The sequence below is a fragment of the Terriglobia bacterium genome, from assembly GCA_020073085.1.
Lineage (GTDB): Bacteria > Acidobacteriota > Terriglobia > JAIQFV01 > JAIQFV01 > JAIQFV01.
This window is the reverse complement of sequence record JAIQFV010000004.1, coordinates 59,464-77,973: the sequence shown is the minus strand read 5'-3', so window position 1 is coordinate 77,973 and position 18,510 is coordinate 59,464. Positions and strand designations below refer to the sequence as shown.

Genomic DNA, 18,510 nt, shown 5'->3' with positions numbered 1-18,510 from the left:
AAGCAGAGATAACGCTGAATCCCTGTGACGTTGTACCTCTCAACAGACTCAACCGCGACGAGTGGAAACCAAGACCCTGGTCAATACAGCCTCCCGGGTCCATCTCATCACCGGGATCGGCCCACGGGGAAAACACATCCACCAGTCATTGTATCTTGAAACCTTCATGCACTTGAGCAATTCATTCCAGAAATGACTTCCGGTCCGGATGTGGCATAAAGAAGGTTGAGGGCAGCCCCAATGCCTAAGGTGCCCCCAATCCTTCTCGCATACTGCCTTCCCGCAAGCGCTTTTTCAATCGAAACTACTTTTTTATCAGATTTCCTTGCCTATCCTGAGATTTATTCCCCACGTTCAGGGGAGTGCCGTCATCACCGAAATAACTGATCAAGACATGGGTTTCGCTCCCTTTGCCAAACACAATGCATTGGGTCTCGTACCCGCCCCCCGCTGCAATCTGAGAAAAAACCAAGGGAGCGCGAGTGGCCTGATTCAAGTCCACAATGGGAAATGTAGTCATTAGAAAATCGCCTCTCGCATTGGTGAGGGCACGCAGGGTGAGGGCGACGAAAGGTGAAGGCGCTGAAATATCCAGCACTCCGGTGAATCCCTCCGGAATTGCCGGGATATATTCGTTGGCAAACCTCGCTTCATGCCCGCGACCGACAAGATCCACGTTCCCGGTTCCCGCCGCAGTATTCCCATCGACTTGAAAAGCTTTCAGAGCGGCTCGAAGGCCGGTTCCTGAAGGATCCGCGATTGCGATTCCGGTGTTATGGCCGCCCGTCCGGTCGACATAAACCCGCGCGTGATTTGACGGGACCGCGGAGGGAATCCCTGTTTCGGAACGCAGGATGCCTTCTGTTGTATAGCTCAATAATCCTGCGCCGACCGGCGTCGGTGTGCCGTTGTCCGGCTCGACTTGCGCCCAGCCAGCAAGAACCGCTAATGGAGATCCCTCGGTCTGAAACACATAGACCCCCCGCGGCTCGATTTTGTAGGCAAAGACTGAAGAGGGAGGGGCATAACTACCGGCCTGCCGGACCATCAAGCCTGCCCCACGGTTGTCGAATATCCGCAGTGTTCCTGCTTCACCCGAATCGGAGTTGTTTAGAAGAATGATTGACGTCTTGTACCCGCCCCCCTCCACCACGTGCGGGAAGAAGAGCACGCCGGAGGTGACTGGTCGGGTCAAATCGGAGATCGGGGTCGTTGTCAACAGGGTTTCTCCGCGCTGACTCATGGCAAGCCTCAAACCCAGGATGGAAAGCGGCTGATCGCTGCTGATTTCAAGCGTCCCAAAGCCCGCAGCCGTTGAAAAGTCCGGGGGCAAGATGAAATCATGTGCGATTTGATTCAGCTCATCGATGAATAACGCCCGATGACCGCCCTCCCCCAAGGTCCCATGCCCGGTGGCCAGGACTATGCCCGCGGAATCCCGAAGTCGATATGAAACGTTGGCGGCGCCTGTCCCTTGATTGACGATTGCCAGTCCGGTATTGACTTGGGAAGTGTGTGCAGCCTCCGGACCCGCCATGGCTCCAGGGTCTGAACGAAAATCGATAAAGATTTGAGCGGAAGTTGTGGGCGGTGAAGCAGGCACTCCCGCTTCGCTGACGACGACACCATTCTGGATCAAGCTGAGAACCGCCGTCCCTTCAAGAGCGATCTCGGAAACAAGGTGAGTGCGGCCGTCCGCTTTCCTGGAGGGATCCGCAGTGACTATGGCATACCCTGCCCGGACGTTTCCTCCCTCGACTTGAGTTGTTGTGGTGTTCACGCCATCGGCTGGGACTATGAGACTGAGCTGTGTATTTCCGCCGCCGCTGCCTGCTTGAGACACCGAGAAGGCTCGTCCGGCGACTGTCATTGATCCCTGGCGTGGGCTCACTCCCTTGTTCGCGGAAACCCGGTAACTGACCGTCGCATTGCCAACCCCGTTGTCGGAGGAGATTATCGTAATCCATTGATCATTACTTGATGCAGCCCATCGACAATCCTCCGGAATGCTGACCTTCACTATTCCTGCCCCTCCACTTGCTCCGAACGATTGACTCAAGGGGGAGATTGTTGTGGAATCGAGTACAGTGACCGTCGAGGTGCTTGAATTGTTCGCCGGATTCCAGTCAGATTCGGAAGATTGGATCGTCGCCTTGCTGGAAAGCAGGGTCCCCGTTTCGAGCGAACAATTGATCCTCACTGTCACGAGGAAGGTATCAAGAGCAAAGGCCTCCAACGATTTCCGGGTGCAGGTCAAGATTCCGCTGCCGCCCACTGGGGGAACAGCACAAGTCCAACCCGCTGGGGGGGTAATGGACATGAAGGTGGTGTTGGTTGCGAGGGTATCGGTCATCACTACAGACGAGGCGGTCTCAGGACCATTATTTGTCACCGCCAGGAGGTATCCAAATGGAGCTCCGGATTGAACGGGATCCGATGAATACTTCTTGATGACAGACAGGTCGGCTCCCCTTGATGGAAAGACAAAATAAGCGATCGGCATGTCATGATCAGACATGCGCTCGGGTCGATTCGCATCATTGCGAAAGGATTCCGGAAAATCTGCATTGCAGCGCGCGACGTGGAGTCCGGCGAATTGAGGGAGCAGGTTCGCCGTGATCACAATGTGATCGAGCGCCTGGGCGTTCCCATCCAGGCTGTAAGAATACTGTTGGTCCACCGGAGCGCGATGGGTCAAGTTGATCAGGTCAGGATTGACGAGATCGCCGCTTGACAGAAAGACCTGATCGGGCGGCGCCGGCATCCCCAGGACCGTCCCCATCACATCCACGTATCCATCGTTAAACTGGAATGCATTGTAATCTCCGATCGAGATGATCGCCTCCCTGGCATCGGCGGACTGCCGGGATTGAATCAGGTTGGCAAGATACTCGGCCTGTGCCGCACGCTTCGCGCGGACGCGGGCACCCTCCGCCGCATCGTTGACCCCTGACAATGAACGCAGGTGGCTGACAACGACCGTCGCGGGGTAGACGGAATTATCCGTTCTCAAGATGGCCGCGCGCATGATCAAGGGGGGGCGATCATTAAGAAGAACCTGTTGGCCCGTGACAGGATCCCGGAAGGTATCGGTCTTCCCAGCCTGAGTCACCTCCACGACGTTTACGCGGGACCTCTTCGCGAGGATGCCCACATCGATACCCGATGAATCGTTGCCTTCGATGAGATAGGCCTGGTAGGCTGGATCGGGATTGCCCGCGGCAACTGCATCCTGGTTGATCCTGTCGGCCAAAGCCTGCAAAAGCGGAAGGTTCTCTACTTCCTCGACGCCAATGATGTCAGGCATTCCCATTACGTTCCGGATGGCCAGCGAGGCTTTATTGAGCCGATTATTGAAGGCCGTCGTCGTCAGGACAGGTTCGATCATCGCAGGATCATCCGTGGAATCATAAAATCGTTCCATGTTAAAGGACCCGATGGTGAACTCATCCGCCTTTGCCGGGGGAACGGGGATTGCACTGATGTTTCCCGATATGGCCGGAGACGACGATGAATCAGGCAAGATCGTATAAGTTCGGGAGACAAAGTCCAACGGTCCCGTGATGTTGGTCAGGACTGCTCCGGAGGTAACTTCTAAGGGAGTGGCGCCCGCCAGTCCGTCACTGTCGACACGTAATCGTTCAGGATTGGCGTCGAACCGCGGGACGCAGCAGGGTGAATCCGGGGGGAGTGAATCAGGCACCTCAATCCCCGGTTCACGAAAAGGCCGAGGCACCCCTGTCAGCACTGCATAGCAGACTCCGTTGGACCTTGAGGTGGCATTTATCTCATCAACAACCCCCTCGGTGGGTGCAACGACTGTGAGCGAATCGGCGTGGACGCGCATACCCTCAAATTTGAAGAGCTGTTGGATGGGACCCGAGGAGCTGAGGTCCGACGCCGTCAGAGTCACGGGAGCGGGCAAGGGATTCCCCGTGGAAACCAGTGTGACGGTCACAGGCTCGCTCAATTGAGTGACGGATGGACTGTTGGGGTCGGAGGCCGGCACATATTCGCGGACCGTGCCTGTCACTGTGACCCCGTTGCCCACGACCGCGGCCGAAGGCGGCGCACTCGATGTAACAACAAGAATCCCCTCGGAAGTGTTCGGGTCGCTATCGATTTCAGCGTCACGACTCTGAAGGAAGAAGGCGTTGTCTTTGACCGCAGTGACAATCCCGGCGGTGGTCACCAACTCTCCCTGGTGAGGGGAGGACACTCCACTTCCCTGGATGTCATGGATGGCGACAAGAGAAGAGGACTGAACGGTGAGGTCAATACTTAAGGAGGCTGTACGCATTTCAGCGTCCGAGACGGTTACCAGCAGGCTCTTCGTCCCATTTGCGGTTGCTGTTCCCACAGTACCCTGGCAAGAAAATGTGCTGTCCGCGGGAGTCACATCCCCATGCGTTCCATCGTCGTAGAAGGGCTGTGTGGCCGAGCCTCCGATCGGGGTCAAATCACCGCGAACTGCAATCCCGGTGCTGGGGGGATTTGATCCCGGTGTGACTGAGACGGTCAGAAGAGTTGAGCCGCCTGCCACGACGCTTCCCGGATTGGCAGCTCCGACACCACTGGGATTTGTTGCCGTGCCGCAGGAGTTTCTCGGGGAGGCAGAATTCCGCGGATTCGGCGTCCCCGCATTAAAATCCAGTGAGTTGTTGTCGGTGTCTGCACAACCGTCGCTGGACCTCAATATCGCATGAGTGCTGCTGGGGGCCGGACTCGGCCCCGTTCCTTCAAAGCAGTTTGCGCTCGACCCGAAACCAACGAGGTCGATCATGCTGGGGCCTGAGGGACAGGCGGTTCCACTTGCAATCAAGCCATTGGTGCTGACAAGCACAACTTTCCCCGCCGTGGCACTCAAAGCCAGGGTTCCGATGACATCCGGAGGGGGCAGATTGATGGTTCCGCCCGAGCCCTGCGCTTCCTGCACGAGATAATACTGGCCCGGACCAATGGTGCCGGACAGATCGGTCTTCTGCCAAGTGGTCCCCGCGGCGGAGGTGTATTGAATGGACCAACCAGTCACATCCACGGAGGCGCTGCCGCGATTGAACAGTTCAATAAAATCATTCTTCAGTGTCGCGCCCGAGTTTCCCCCTCCACCATAAACCTGGCTGAGGACAATGGTATTTGACACCGCTAGAACCATGGAGGGTAAGACAGCACGAAGGGCGGCAAAGACGACGACTAAGAGCAAGAGTGCCGAAATCAGACGATGGCGGGACGGGCAAAGCAATGCGTTGGAAAATCCGGGCCTCTTCATTTTCTTTCTCCTCTTCTGTCTTGAAATCCAAATCGGACTCGAACACGTGAGAGGATCCCCTTCAGAAATCATTTCAGCTGAATCGGATTCGCCTGGAGAAAAAGACCCGACCTAGAATTCTGAACAAGAAAGGCTGGCCTTGTGATCTCTTCCGAGTTCCATTCCGGTTGGATTTAAGGGGGGTGAGTTTTTCCTGCTCAAGAACCCACAAAACCGCAATGCGAGATGTAAATGGGGGGAGAAAGCAACTGAATACTAAAACTTTCCGCTCATTAATTCAAGAAAGGAATCGGGGGTGCTCACAAATCACCTTTCGCGCCGGCCTGTTTGGGAAGATAAACTTCTTCGTAAAAGACCAACAAACGAATCAACAGGGCCAGCACGAGGGGGCCGATGACGAGTCCGATGAATCCAAAAAGTTCCAGCCCTCCCAGCACACCGATCAAGATGATGATGGGGTGGATCCTGGATTTATCGCTGATCAGCCGGGGCTTCAAAAAGTTGTCCACGTAAACAACGACCACCGTCGAGTAAATCAGCAGGCCGAGACCGCGCCAAAGGTGTCCTTCGACGATCAAGTAGATCCCCGCCGGAACCCAGATGAGGGGGGTACCCAAGACCGGAATGAATGACAGAATCATCATCAAGACGGCCCAGAAAATGGCGTTGCCGACCCCGAAGATCAAGAAGCCGACTCCCTCCAGGGCGCCCACCACGACCGCCGTAATCACCTGCCCATATAAGACACCCTCCAGAACCCCTCGAATCTCCTCAAGCATCTTATCCTTGAGCCCCGCTTCGAGCGGGATCAACCGCGTCAGTCGGCGGCCCAGATCACCGGACTCCTGCAGGGCATAGTAGATGACAAAAAACATGATGAACAGGCCCACGACCAGCGAAGTGAGAGACCCCAGAAAATTCGGCGCCGCGCCCAGGAGGAAGTTCCTCGCGCTTTCAAGCAGGTTCAAAAATATCTTGTGAAACTCAATTTCCCTTCCTGTCTTCTGTTGAACAAACCGACCCAACCGCTCCGGGATGCCGGCATCCTTGAAGTCGTTGTAGGCGCTGCTGACCTGGGTGACCAGGTGCGTTGTCACGTAGATCGACGGCGCCACCACCAGCAGGATGACGAGCACCACGAGGACTGCGGCACAGAGCGCTTCGCTGCGGATGTACCGCTGCAGGATGCGCTTGAGCGGGCCCAGGTAGTAGGTCAGGATTCCAGCGAGGACCAGGTAGGTGCCAAACGGCTGGAGAAGAAAGAAGGTCAGAACGAGGGCGGCAAAGATGGTGAGGGCAAAGAAGTATTTTTCGAGGTGCATAGGGACGGGGTATTCGTGACGGGTGGTGGAGTCGAGATCCCTTTCAGCCCCGGCAGCGCCGTTACATCTTGCGATCTTCCAGCGCCACGTATTGTCGCACGACCCTCATGAGCTCACCAAATTCTTCCGGCAACAAGGACTGCGGGCCATCGGAAAATGCCTCCTCCGGGTTCGGGTGGACTTCAATGAGCAGCCCGTCGGCGCCTGCTGCCACCGACGCCTTCGCCATTGGGATCACCAGAGAGCGCTTGCCCGTCGCGTGGGAGGGGTCGATGACCACGGGAAGGTGCGAGAGTTCATTCAGCAGGGGCACGGCCGAAAGATCCAGGGTGTTGCGCGTGTAGGACTCGAAGGTGCGGATGCCCCGCTCACAGAGGATTACATTGGGATTTCCTTGAGACACGATGTATTCCGCGGAAAGCAGGAATTCCTTGATGGTCGAGCTCATGCCGCGTTTGAGAAGCACCGGTTTATCGCATTTCCCGAGCTTCTTGAGCAATGCAAAATTCTGCATATTGCGCGCCCCGACCTGCAGGATGTCGGCATATTCGGCCACCAGGGAAACGTTCGCATCGGAAAGGACCTCGGTGACTACCTTGAGGCCGGTCGCGTCCCGCGCTTCGGCCAAAAACTTCAGTCCCTCTTCCTCCAACCCTTGAAAATCATAGGGAGAAGTCCGGGGCTTAAAGGCGCCGCCCCGCAAGATTTTTGCACCGGCCGCCTTCACGGCATGAGCGGTGGTCATGAGCTGTTCGCGGGACTCCACCGAGCAGGGGCCGGCCATGACGACAAAATGGGAGCTGTCGATGCCCACATCTTCACTCACGCGCACGCAGGTCCTCTCTTTCTTCAATTCGCGGCCCACCAGTTTGAAGGGCTTGAGGATGGGCATCACCGAGTCTACCCCGGGAGCCGATTCCAGGGACTGGATATGGTCCCTCATGCGGCCATCGCCAATGGCGCCAATGACCACGCGCTCGTCGCCGTAGATGGGGTGGGCCTTGTAGCCGTAACTCTCGATCCTTTCGATCACATGGTTGATCTGTTCCTTGCTCGCCCCCGCCTTCATGCTGATGATCATTTTGGATTACGCTCCTTCCGAGAGAAAGGTGTCGGGTGCCGGGTGTCGGGTGCCAGGGAAGAGAAGTCAGACATCGGAAGTCAGAGGTCAGAGAAGCAGTTGCCAGTTCTCAGTTGTCAGTTCACAGAGCCCATCAAAGTAATCCCCAACGTCTATTCTAATGGTCATATTAGGTATCTGACTTCCGACCTCCAGCCTCCGTCCATTCCCTCCGGCAACTGACAACTGAGAACTGGCAACTTCCCTTCCGACCTCCGACTTCTCTTCCCTAAGCCCTATCACCTATCCCCTATAACCTCTTCCCCCCTCACCCGCGCGGATAGCACCCCAGCACCCGCAGAAAATCTGTCACTTCACCCAGATGACGCAACGCGTTCTGGCACCGCTCCTCAGCGACGTTTCCCAGAAAATCGACATAGAAGAAGTACTCAAAAGGGCGTCCGATGACGGGACGTGATTCAATCTTGGTCAGGTCAATGTCACGCAGCGCGAACACGCTGAGACACTTGAAGAGGGCGCCCGGAACGTTCTTGGTGGAGAAAACGATCGACGACTTATTCCCCTTCCGGCCTGACCACGGCGAACCTCCGCCGGAGCGGCGTTTCGCGGCCCCCTTTTCGAGGAGCCAGAAGCGGGTGTAGTTCTCATGATGATCCTCAATGTTCTTCTGGAGAATCCCGCAACGAAACCATTGCGCCGCCCAGGCGCCGGCGATGGCCGCGGTGTCGTGCCACCCGTGCTCCACAATCATTTTCACGCTTCCCGCCGTGTCATACGCCACCTCGCTCTTGATGTGAGGATGCCGCCGAAGAAATTTTTGGCACTGTTCCAGGGCCACCGGGTGAGAAATGATTCGGTTGATTTCCCTCCAGGTCGTCCCTCTGAGGGCCACCAGGTGATGTTCAATTCGAAGGTTCGTTTCACCGACGATATTGAATCGATGCTTCAACGACAGATCCAGATTCCGAGTGATCGATCCTGCCAGCGTGTTTTCGACCGGCACGATGCAGAGGTCTGCCCGGCCGCGCCCCACACAGGCAAAGGTCTTCTCAAAGGTCTCGCAGGGAATGACTTCAATCCGGGTGCCCATCAACTGGCGGGCCGCCTGCTCACTGAATGCCCCGCGTTCCCCCTGAAATGCGACACGTATTTTCATGACATACCTGGAAATCTGAAACCAACACTCCCGCATGGATCACAAGCCATCAACTTCGATCCCATTTCAGGGTGATAATCTCATAGATTTCCCGCTCAAACTAAAAAAGCCCGCCAATCCTGTTTGGGCTGGACTGGCGGGCCTGACTTCACCATTACACGAACCAACCTAGCCCACCTCCCATGCCGCAGGCGAAAAGTTAAAAATAAACACATCAGGGCAACTCAACCGGCGCATGAAAAGGACCATCTCCCTTCAGAGTAACGCCGATTTTAATCCAAAGGTGGAAAAAGTCAATGCGAGGGCCCCGGGTTCCCTCAGCCGGGCAACTCTTAGCATCCGCTGGTAGCGGAGGGCTGATCTCAAATTTGAAATTTCAGATGTTACAAACGAATCGAGGGAGATTACTTTCCAGGGGCTCGAGGTGCAGATCCAACCGGGCAATAGCACCCACCGTGACCTTCAATGCTCCCTCTCGCCCGCTCATGACCCGTCCAATGCCGAACAGAAGCGCATCATCTGCGCCGAAACGTTGAGAATAACAGCCCTTCTTTTAGGGGCCGTCACTCATGCGGAATGCCCCTTGCACCGCCCCCCAATTTGCGCTTGACACAGGAAAAAAATTCCATTAAGAGTTGACAGCCTTTCAATGAATTCATAGAGGTTCGCGGGTTCTGGCACGATACTTTAGGAAATGCAGCCCCTTGCACTCCACCCGCGATCGAGGAGGAGCAACTCGTGTACGGTTCATGCCCTGAATGCGACGCCGAGATTGAGGTCCCCGAGGAAATTGAAAAAGGCGAAATCGTGACCTGCCCGGACTGCGGTATCGAACTGGAGGTCGTGGGACTCGATCCCGTGGAATTTGAGCTCGCCCCGGGGGACGAGGATGAGGAGGAGTGGGAGGGGTAGACACCCTCCGGGATCGCGAGGGCAGGACGGGCCTTGTGAGCCGTCTCGAGGGGTCAAGGGGGATTCAGATTCGCATCAGCCCATGAAAAGAACAAATCGTCATTACCTGCAGACTCGGACACTTCTCTTCCTTTGTACGCTTCTGGCATGCACCCTTTCGGGAATCTCCTTCAATTTGTCGGCCAAGGAGAAAAGCCCCAAGAAGGAAAAAGACTCCAAGCTGGCAGAGTATGCCCTCATCAAAGGCAGCGTCTTTCGTGAAGACGGGTTTTCACTGCGGGGAGCGCACGTCAGTTGCCGGCGCACGAGTGATGCCAAGGCGAAATGGGAAACCCTCTCGGGGGATGGAGGGGAATTCGCATTTCGCGTTCCTGCTGGAAAGATGCAATACATCATTACAGCGGAACTGAGCGGGTTTCAATCCGCCTCAAAAACCGTCGACATTGCCCAGGACGAGCGCCAGGATATTTCTATTGTCCTCAATGCAAGAAAGCCATGAATCACTCATTACCTTTCCCAAAAAAAATATTATTCGGTTCAGTCATTCTTATTTTGATCGTCTCTGTACTTGCGGCCCAAGGCTCGAAGAAGGCCAAACCCTCCAAGCTGGCCCTCGGAGTCGTTGTGGATCAGGATGACCAGCCTATACCCACCGCCATCGTGAACCTGACAAATCTCCAGTCAAAGAAGATTTCCCAGGATATTACTGATGAAAAGGGGGAATTTCGCTTTGGGGGGCTGAGTCCGGACATCAACTATGAATTGCAGGCCCTCTTCCATGACCATTGGGGCAAGAAGGAAACCATCTCCATCTATGACACTCGCCTCAAGCGCGAGTTTTACTTCAAATTACCCGTCAAGCTGGCTGAGGCCTCCCAGGAGGTGACGATCGGGTTTGTGGTCATGGATGAGCATGGACGCGGAATCCCCGGCGCCTCTCTGAAGATCACCGGGACCCAGAAGATCGAAAAGCTCACGGCCACGACGGACTCGAATGGCCGCAGTCAACTGTGGCTTTCCACGGTGGAACATTACTCGATCGTGGTGGAGGCGAAGGGTTATGAGACGCAAGTCCGCGAATCCTTCACCCCGACAAAAGAAATCGCGGCCCTCCAGATCCCCTTGAAGGCCGCCAAGTAAGTTCAACATGATCGCAGCCAACCTTGGCCTCTTCAGTCCTACCGTGGCCGACCGGCTCCGGGACGCCTTTGCCATTTCTCCCGCTGACACGCTGGACCTCATCCTGCGCGCGTTCGTAATTTATCTCGTTTTGCTCCTGGGGATCCGGCTCACCGGAAAACGCGAGGTCGGCCAAATGACCCCGTTCGACCTGGTGCTTCTGCTATTGATTTCAAATGCAGTGCAGAATGCCATGATTGGGCCGTACAACGCCCTTACGGCCGGGGTAGTGGCAGCGATGACGCTGCTGGTCATCAATCGAGGCATGTCCCGGCTCGTATTCAGAAACCGCAAGTGGCGCCGGCGCATCGAGGGCTCGCCCACCCTGCTTGTTTACGACGGAGAGATCAACTGGCAGGCCATGCGCCGCGAAGGCATTTCGGAGCCCGACCTGCGCGCCTCCCTGAGGGAACACGGGGTCGAACAGTCCAGCCAGGTCCACATGGCGGTGCTGGAAATCGATGGAAACATCAGCGTGATCCGTAAGGACGAAATGCCCTCCACGACCCGCCCCCATCATCATTTCAAGTTCCTGAACAAGAACACTTGAGATCAACTTGAGGGAGCGCTTTTCCACACCCACCCCCTGCATTCAGACTTTTCAACCCTCATTTCAGAAGGCGCAGAAAAGCACTGCAAGCTCAGGTCTTTGAGGCAACCCTCTTAGTAGCTTATCAACCGAGGTTGTGCCGATAGGCGCATAAGACAATTCATGATTAGGAGACCAGGAATACAGGAAGGTGAAAACCTTAAATCGGAACAGAATTTGAGATCCCGCAGGGGAACGCTCTCCGTCGGCAACCGTTATCCTGGTTTCCCGGCTTTTTAATTAATTCTGGTCTTGGTTCCGGCTTGTCCGGATTGGGAGATTCCCTTTGTGTTCCGTGTGCATCCCTGTGACATGAGAGATCCGCGGAAAAAGCAAAGGCGCTCCCGGCCACCTCGTACACGGTGAACTGGGAGCGCCTTTTTTCTCTGGAATGCCGCGGACTATTTCTTCCTGAGGGGCATCCGTGAAACTTCGTCAAAATACTTTGCAAACATCTTGATACCGCCGGAAGCCTGCTCCCAATCGAAATTCTCATTGGGGGCATGGTACCCGTGCTCCGGCAGGCTGAGGCCCAGGAACAGAATCGGCGCCTTCAAATATTTCTCCATGGTGACCACAGCGCCGATCGAGCCGCCTTCGCGGGTAAACGCGGGATCCTTCCCGAAGGCAAACTTCATGGCAACGCGGCCGGCATCCGCCAGGGGCCCGCTGAACGGGCCCAGATAAGGCTCGAGCGAATTCTCCTTCTTCACAACAACGTCCTTGTTCTTTGACTTGATGAACTTCGACACCAGTTGGAAGATCTTGTTGGCCCGCTGTTTCGGAACCAATCGCATCGTGATTTTCAGTTCGCCGCGGGGGGGAATAATGGTCTTCACACCCGGCCCGGTATAGCCGCCCACCAGCCCATGCACTTCGAAAGTCGGCATGGCGAAGATCCGGCGCAGCACTTCGGGGGCATTTTCCGTGCGCATCTTTTTCAATCCCAGCGCCTGTTTGAAATGTTTGACTGTGAAGCCCGATTTCAGGAAGCTGTCGATCTCCTTCTTGGTGGGAGGAACGACATCTTTATAAAAGCCGGGGATTTTCACCTTGCCGGTTTTCGCATCGAAGCACTCGTGCACGATGAGCGCCAGTTCGGCGAGGGGGTTTCGGGCGGCCCCACCGGCAGTGCCCGAATGGACGTCGGTCGCTGCCGTTTCCAGATGCACGGTCAGGCCCTGAACGCCTCGCAATCCATAAGGAATGGCGGGACAACCGCGCGCGATCCACTCCGTATCACTGACGATGATCGAATCGCATTCCAGTTTGCCCGCGTTCAGCTTCAGAAACTTATCAAAGCTTGGGCTCCCGATCTCTTCTTCCATTTCCCACAGGAAGTTAATGTTGATGGGGATGCCGTTCTCGATCGCATAGCGCGCCCCATACAGCGCGGTCATGGCGGGTCCCTTGTCGTCCGTTGTCCCGCGACCAAAGTAGCGGCCGTTCTGGCGATCGAACTTGAACGGCTCGCGCGTCCATTCCGGCTCCTGGGCAGGCTGGACATCCATGTGGTTGTAGATGGTGACGGTGGGGTGGCTCGGATCGGTAATGAATTTTCCGATAATCACCGGATTCCCCTGGGTGGGTACCACTTCGGCGCTCACGGCTCCGGCGGCCTTCAAATACTCCGCCGCCAAGGCCGCCCCGCGCGGCATGTCGGCCTGATGATCGGGGTCCATGGAGATGGTTGGGATTTCGACAATTCCTGCCAGTTTGTCCTCATATTCATTCCGTATCCCGGTAATAAAGCTGTCGATCTTTTCAAGTACATTGGGACCAGGTGCGGTCATTAATTTCCTCCTTAAGGGAAAAAAATCTTCCTTATGTTTTCTTCACGAAGAATTCAAAGGTTTTATTAGGGCGCTCCGCCAGACTCGATTCTGCCTAATCCAAAGGGTGCGATGTATTTTAGTATAATCCGGGGTGGAACGCACCAGGATTCTTTCCGCCGACGTCCCATCCGGCAAGGTGGTCTTGCGGTCAAAGGGGCTTTTTCGCTTGACACTCGTCGGCGCGCGATGATAGTTTGCCGACGTTCGAAGTCGCGGCAAACGCCTGATTTTATTGGATGGTTTTCAATCGGCGTGGCGACTTCCGGGCGTCCACTCTCACAATTCTTGCAGTACCTGCGCACATCAAGCGGCATCGATTGGCCTTTTCATGCAACTTCCACTGACTGGTTCCCTTCCGCTGCCATCATTTTACGGGTCGATGGAAGGTTTTGTTTCACCCTGGGAAGATTGAAGTTTGAAGTACCCTGAATAATCCTAAAATTGTTCCTGGAGGATTCATGACAACCGTAGAATTCAAACCCTATGTTCCCGCCCAAACGGATCTCAGGGAATTCACTCCCCGGGCCCTGCTCATCGGGTTGGTGATGTGCGTGATCCTGGGCGCGGCCAACGCGTACCTTGGTTTGAAAGCCGGCATGACGATTGCGGCGACTTATCCGGCCGCTGTGATCGGCATGGCGCTGTTGAAGCTCATGAAAGGCTCCATTCTCGAAGAAAACATCGCACGCACGGTGGGCTCCATCGGTGAGTCCGTGGCCGCCGGCGCGATCTTCACCATCCCCGCGTTTCTGATTGCCGGGGTGTGGAACAGGTTTGACACGCCCCTGCGGTATTTTGAGGCCACCGCCATCATGATCGTCGGGGGAATCATCGGCATCATGTTCGTGACGCTGTTGCGCCGCGTCATGGTGGAAGACGTGGAGTTGCCGTTCCCGGAATCGGTGGCCGCCTCGGAAATTCATAAAGCCGGGCGCGCGGGAGGAACGGGAGCGATCTATCTGTTCGGGGCTATGATTCTGGGCGCGGCCATCCAAGCCCTGGGTACGCTTTCGGCCTTTGCCTCAACCTGGGTAAAGTTCGTGGCCTTCAGCAAGTCGGTCATCCGGTTGAAGGGCGGGGCTTCGATTACGGGAAGCGGAGGCGCCGTGCTCTCCACCCCCGCCGTGAGCCCCGCTTATATTGGCGTAGGGTACATCATCGGACCCAAACTTGCGGGGTGGAACTTCGCGGGCGGACTTCTTGCCTGGGGTCTGTTTGTACCCCTGTTGCTCTACTTCCTGGGCCCCCAGTTCGAACCCGCGCTGTCGTCGAGCGGAATGAGTTCGAGCGATTACTGGATCGCAATCTCGACGTCGATCTGGCAGAGCATTGTGAGGCCGATTGCGATCGGCGGAATGCTCGTGAGCGCGGGATTTACCTTGTACCGGATGCGAAAGAGTCTGATCACCGGGCTGTCGCGTTCCGTCGCCGATGCCAAACGGGCGGCCACTGCGAAGGCTTCGGAAAACCGGCTGGAGAAGGACATCAGCCTCAACTGGGTGGGGTTGATCGTCCTGATCGCTTCCGTCCTCACTTTCTTCATCTATCGCCATTTCAGCGGTAACACCATGGCCGCGCTCGTGGCCACGATCGTCATGGTTATCGCGGGCTTCTTCTTTGCCGCCGTTTCCGGTTATCTGGTCGGACTGATTGGATCCAGCAACAATCCGATCAGTGGACTGACGCTCTGCACCTTGCTGGTCGCCGCATTGCTCATGGTCGCCCTCGGGATGAAAGGCGAAATGGGGGTGGCGGCCGTGCTTGGCGTCGCGGGTGTGGTCTGCGTCTCCGCCGCGGTGGCCGGGGAGATGCTGCAGGACCTGAAAGTGGGACACATCCTGGGCGGCACTCCCTGGAAGATGCAGGTCGGCGACTTGGTCGGAGTGGTGATGGCTGGAGCAGTGATGTATTATCCCTTGCTCATCCTCCATGTGGGCGACATCAACCGGGGAGGAACCGGCTTTGGGGGGAGCGCCCTGCCGGCGCCACAGGCCAGCCTGATGGCACTTCTCTCGCGGGGGATCGTCGGGGGCAATATGGCCTGGCCCCTGATCATCGTGGGCATGTTGATGGCGGTTTGCTTCATCCTGGTACAAGTGCGAAGCCCTATGCTGGTGTGCGTGGGAATGTACTTGCCGCTCGGCACGACGTTTGCGATTTTTGTGGGTGGCGTCATCCGCGGTATTGTGGAGATGATCGCAAAGCGCCGCGGCTTCAATGACGCTCAGAACGCGCGGACCTCTAATAACGGTGTTCTGATTGCTTCGGGGCTGATCGCCGGTGAAGCTCTCATCGGGCTGGTCTTTGCTTGGATGGCATTCAAGAATATCGCCACCTGGGTGATTGTCGCCAACCCCAGCTTCATCACCAGTCTTTTCGTGTTTGCCATTATCGCGCTGGCCCTGATCCTCTTCCCCATTAAGAATGCCGGGAGCCCCGATGAGCCGGCGCCTCCCAGCGCAATGATGTAATGGGTGTGGAACGTTCATGATTTTGTCCTGCGGGTTCGAATGCCGATGTCCGGGTATCCGAACCCGCTTAACTTTTGAGCGAGTGGTGGATGAAACCCAAAGAGCCCAGGAATCTTTATGAACTGAAGCCCCGCCGCCTGGTGGAATGGGAAATGGGAAAGGACAACCGGGTCACCCTTCTCATTCCAAAATTCCGCAAGGGGTTTATGGCGAGGACAATCCAGCCCCGCCTGCGTCGCCCCCTCTTCCGGGTCAACCTCGACGAATTTGGAAGTTTTGTCTGGATTTCGTGCGATGGAAAGGCAGATGTCCGCTCCATCGGCGAGGAGATGATGGACAAGTTCGGCCCCGCCGCCGAGCCTGTCTACGACCGGATTGGACAGTTCCTCCGCCAGCTGGAAAGCTCAAAATTCATCGATTTCCCTGACTCTTCGGCGAATCTGCACAAAAATCTTCCCTAAAGCGCTCCTCCTCCTTGACAAATCTAGAATAGAGCTTAATATATTAGCGCTCACTCCAATAGAGTGCTAAACCTTGGAAGCAATCTTTTCATTTACAACGACTTACATTGCTTTGGTTTGGCTGTCATCAGAGAACAAATCTAAACAGGGATAGAAATCAATGAGGAAAGGAGTTGCGTCACATGAAAGTTCGACCATTGCATGACCGAATCATCGTCAGGCGCTTCGAAGAGGGTGAAGTGGTTAAGGGCGGAATCATCATTCCGGACACGGCCAAGGAGAAGCCACAACAGGGAGAAGTTATTGCTGTCGGCAACGGCAAAGTTATGGAAAATGGCACAAAGGTTCCCTTGGACGTCAAGGCGGGCGACCGAATCCTTTTTGGCAAGTACTCCGGCAATGAAATCAAGATCGAAGATGAAGAATTCCTCATTCTGCGCGAGGACGAAGTCCTGGGCGTAGTCGAGGGCGTGGCAAAGTCGGCCAAGGGAACCAAGTAATACCCTGGCTGAAATAGTTCCCGGGGCACAGGGCCCCTTGGATGGGGTGGTCCTCGGGTGAAGATCAGCATAACGATATTCAATGGAGGAAAACGAAAATGGCAAAACAGATTGTTCACGGAGAGGATTCCCGTCAGGCGATGTTGCGCGGCGTGAATCAGCTCGCAGATGCGGTCAAGATTACGCTCGGTCCCAAGGGCCGCAATGTCGTTCTTGACAAGAAGTTTGGATCCCCCTTGATCACCAAAGACGGGGTCACGGTCGCTAAAGAGATCGAGTTGAAGGACACGATGGAAAACATGGGTGCGCAGATGGTCCGCGAAGTCGCCTCGAAAACCAGCGACGTCGCGGGTGACGGCACCACTACCGCGACGGTATTGGCCCAGGCGATTTTCCGCGAGGGCGTGAAGACCGTGGCCGCCGGGGCGAATCCCATGGCGCTCAAGCGCGGCATCGAAAAGGCCGTGAAGTTGGCCGTGGAGGAGATCAAGCGGATTTCCAAACCGGTAAAGGGTGAGATGATCGCGCAGGTCGGAACCGTTTCCGCCAACAACGATTCGACCATCGGTAACATGATTGCCGAAGCGATGAAGAAAGTGGGCAAAGACGGCGTCATCACGGTGGAAGAAGCGAAGACCATTGAAAGCATGCTGGAAGTTGTGGAAGGGATGCAGTTCGACCGCGGTTATCTGTCTCCTTACTTCGTCACCGATCCGGAGCGCATGGATGTAACCCTGGAGAACTGCTACATCCTTTTGCAGGAGAAGAAAATCAGCTCCATGAAGGACCTTTTGCCGATCCTGGAGCAGATTGCCAAAATGGGTAAGCCGCTGCTGATTATTGCCGAAGAAGTGGAAGGCGAAGCCCTGGCGACCCTGGTGGTCAACAAATTGCGCGGCACCTTGCAGGTGGCCGCCGTCAAGGCCCCCGGGTTCGGCGACCGCCGAAAGGCCATGCTGGAAGACATCGCCATTCTCACGGGCGGCAAGGTCATCAGTGAAGACCTTGGAATCAAGCTGGAGAACGTGAAGCTTGAGGATATGGGCCGCGCGAAGAAGATCACCATCGACAAGGACAACACCACGATCGTTGAGGGCGCCGGGAAACACTCTGATATTGAGGGCCGCGTGAAGCAGTTGCGAGCCCAGGTGGAAGAGTCCACTTCCGACTACGACCGCGAGAAGCTGCAGGAACGGCTCGCCAAGCTGGTCGGCGGCGTGGCCGTCATCAAAGTCGGCGCGGCGACCGAGACCGAGATGAAGGAGAAGAAGGCCCGCGTGGAAGATGCCATGCATGCGACGCGCGCCGCCGTGGAAGAGGGCATTGTCCCGGGCGGGGGAGTGGCTCTGATTCGCTGCATCCCGGCCCTGGATAAGCTGAAGCTGGAAGACGAAGAGCAGGTCGGCGTCAACATCGTGCGCCGCGCCCTTGAAGAACCGCTTCGCCAGATTGTTTACAACTCGGGGCACGAAGGCGCCGTCGTGCTGGAGAAGGTCAGGAACAACGCGAATGAGAACTACGGATTCAACGCGGAAACCGGAGAATTCGAGGACCTCGTCAAAAGCGGCGTTCTGGATCCTGCCAAGGTCACCCGCACGGCACTCGAGAACGCTTCTTCCATCGCCTCTCTCATGCTGACCACGGAGGCGTTGGTTTCTGAAATTCCGGAAAAGGATAAAGGGGGGCCAACTCCGCCAGGCGGCATGGGCGGCATGTATTGATTTAACGCCCTCGG

13 protein-coding genes are annotated in these 18,510 nt (G+C 56.1%); 8 read left to right on the top strand and 5 right to left on the bottom strand.

All coding sequences use genetic code 11. The features are described from left to right. Positions 1 to 304 precede the first annotated feature (304 nt). The 4 genes from LAO21_06150 to pheA all read right to left on the bottom strand — a co-directional run bounded on the left by LAO21_06150 (position 305) and on the right by pheA (position 8,828). Positions 305 to 5,269 carry a DUF11 domain-containing protein gene (locus tag LAO21_06150; protein MBZ5552283.1) on the bottom strand — a complete coding sequence of 1,655 codons (4,965 nt, stop codon included), beginning with the start codon at positions 5,267 to 5,269 and terminating at the stop codon, positions 305 to 307. Between the two features lie 299 nt (positions 5,270 to 5,568). Further along, positions 5,569 to 6,591: an AI-2E family transporter gene (locus tag LAO21_06145; GenBank protein MBZ5552282.1), complete on the bottom strand. Its 1,023-nt coding sequence runs from the start codon at positions 6,589 to 6,591 to the stop codon at positions 5,569 to 5,571. A gap of 61 nt (positions 6,592 to 6,652) precedes the next feature. Continuing rightward, the gene (gene aroF / locus LAO21_06140; GenBank protein MBZ5552281.1) at positions 6,653 to 7,672 is read right to left on the bottom strand and encodes a 3-deoxy-7-phosphoheptulonate synthase; all 1,020 of its coding nucleotides are present in this window, start codon (positions 7,670 to 7,672) and stop codon (positions 6,653 to 6,655) included. Between the two features lie 307 nt (positions 7,673 to 7,979). Continuing rightward, positions 7,980 to 8,828, bottom strand: a complete 849-nt coding sequence (gene pheA / locus LAO21_06135; GenBank protein MBZ5552280.1) for a prephenate dehydratase — start codon at positions 8,826 to 8,828, stop codon at positions 7,980 to 7,982. A gap of 738 nt (positions 8,829 to 9,566) precedes the next feature. Between pheA and lysW the strand changes: the two genes are divergently transcribed. The 4 genes from lysW (at position 9,567) to LAO21_06115 (ending at position 11,469) form a co-directional block, all read left to right on the top strand. Beyond that, on the top strand, positions 9,567 to 9,740 hold the full coding sequence (gene lysW / locus LAO21_06130; GenBank protein ID MBZ5552279.1) for a lysine biosynthesis protein LysW: 174 nt from the start codon (positions 9,567 to 9,569) through the stop codon (positions 9,738 to 9,740). A gap of 82 nt (positions 9,741 to 9,822) precedes the next feature. Continuing rightward, the gene (locus LAO21_06125; GenBank protein MBZ5552278.1) at positions 9,823 to 10,239 is read left to right on the top strand and encodes a carboxypeptidase-like regulatory domain-containing protein; all 417 of its coding nucleotides are present in this window, start codon (positions 9,823 to 9,825) and stop codon (positions 10,237 to 10,239) included. Continuing rightward, the gene (locus LAO21_06120; GenBank protein ID MBZ5552277.1) at positions 10,236 to 10,880 is read left to right on the top strand and encodes a carboxypeptidase-like regulatory domain-containing protein; all 645 of its coding nucleotides are present in this window, start codon (positions 10,236 to 10,238) and stop codon (positions 10,878 to 10,880) included. The genes LAO21_06125 and LAO21_06120 overlap by 4 nt, the downstream gene beginning before the upstream one ends. 7 nt (positions 10,881 to 10,887) lie before the next feature. Then, on the top strand, positions 10,888 to 11,469 hold the full coding sequence (locus LAO21_06115; protein MBZ5552276.1) for a DUF421 domain-containing protein: 582 nt from the start codon (positions 10,888 to 10,890) through the stop codon (positions 11,467 to 11,469). A gap of 440 nt (positions 11,470 to 11,909) precedes the next feature. Here the strand turns inward: LAO21_06115 and LAO21_06110 are convergent, their stop codons facing one another. Continuing rightward, complete coding sequence (locus LAO21_06110) at positions 11,910 to 13,301, bottom strand: M20/M25/M40 family metallo-hydrolase (protein MBZ5552275.1); 1,392 nt, start codon at positions 13,299 to 13,301, stop codon at positions 11,910 to 11,912. Positions 13,302 to 13,801: 500 nt separating this feature from the next. On the opposite strand from LAO21_06110, the gene LAO21_06105 reads away from it, so the two are divergent. The 4 genes from LAO21_06105 to groL all read left to right on the top strand — a co-directional run bounded on the left by LAO21_06105 (position 13,802) and on the right by groL (position 18,496). After that, positions 13,802 to 15,814 carry an oligopeptide transporter, OPT family gene (locus LAO21_06105; protein ID MBZ5552274.1) on the top strand — a complete coding sequence of 671 codons (2,013 nt, stop codon included), beginning with the start codon at positions 13,802 to 13,804 and terminating at the stop codon, positions 15,812 to 15,814. An 89-nt stretch (positions 15,815 to 15,903) separates the two neighbouring features. Further along, positions 15,904 to 16,275 carry a PqqD family protein gene (locus LAO21_06100; GenBank protein MBZ5552273.1) on the top strand — a complete coding sequence of 124 codons (372 nt, stop codon included), beginning with the start codon at positions 15,904 to 15,906 and terminating at the stop codon, positions 16,273 to 16,275. Between the two features lie 182 nt (positions 16,276 to 16,457). Then, entirely contained in the window at positions 16,458 to 16,775 is a 318-nt protein-coding gene (gene groES / locus LAO21_06095) for a co-chaperone GroES (protein ID MBZ5552272.1), read from the top strand. Between the two features lie 98 nt (positions 16,776 to 16,873). Next, a complete protein-coding gene (gene groL / locus LAO21_06090; protein MBZ5552271.1) occupies positions 16,874 to 18,496 on the top strand; it encodes a chaperonin GroEL in 1,623 nt (540 codons plus the stop codon). Positions 18,497 to 18,510 lie beyond the last annotated feature (14 nt).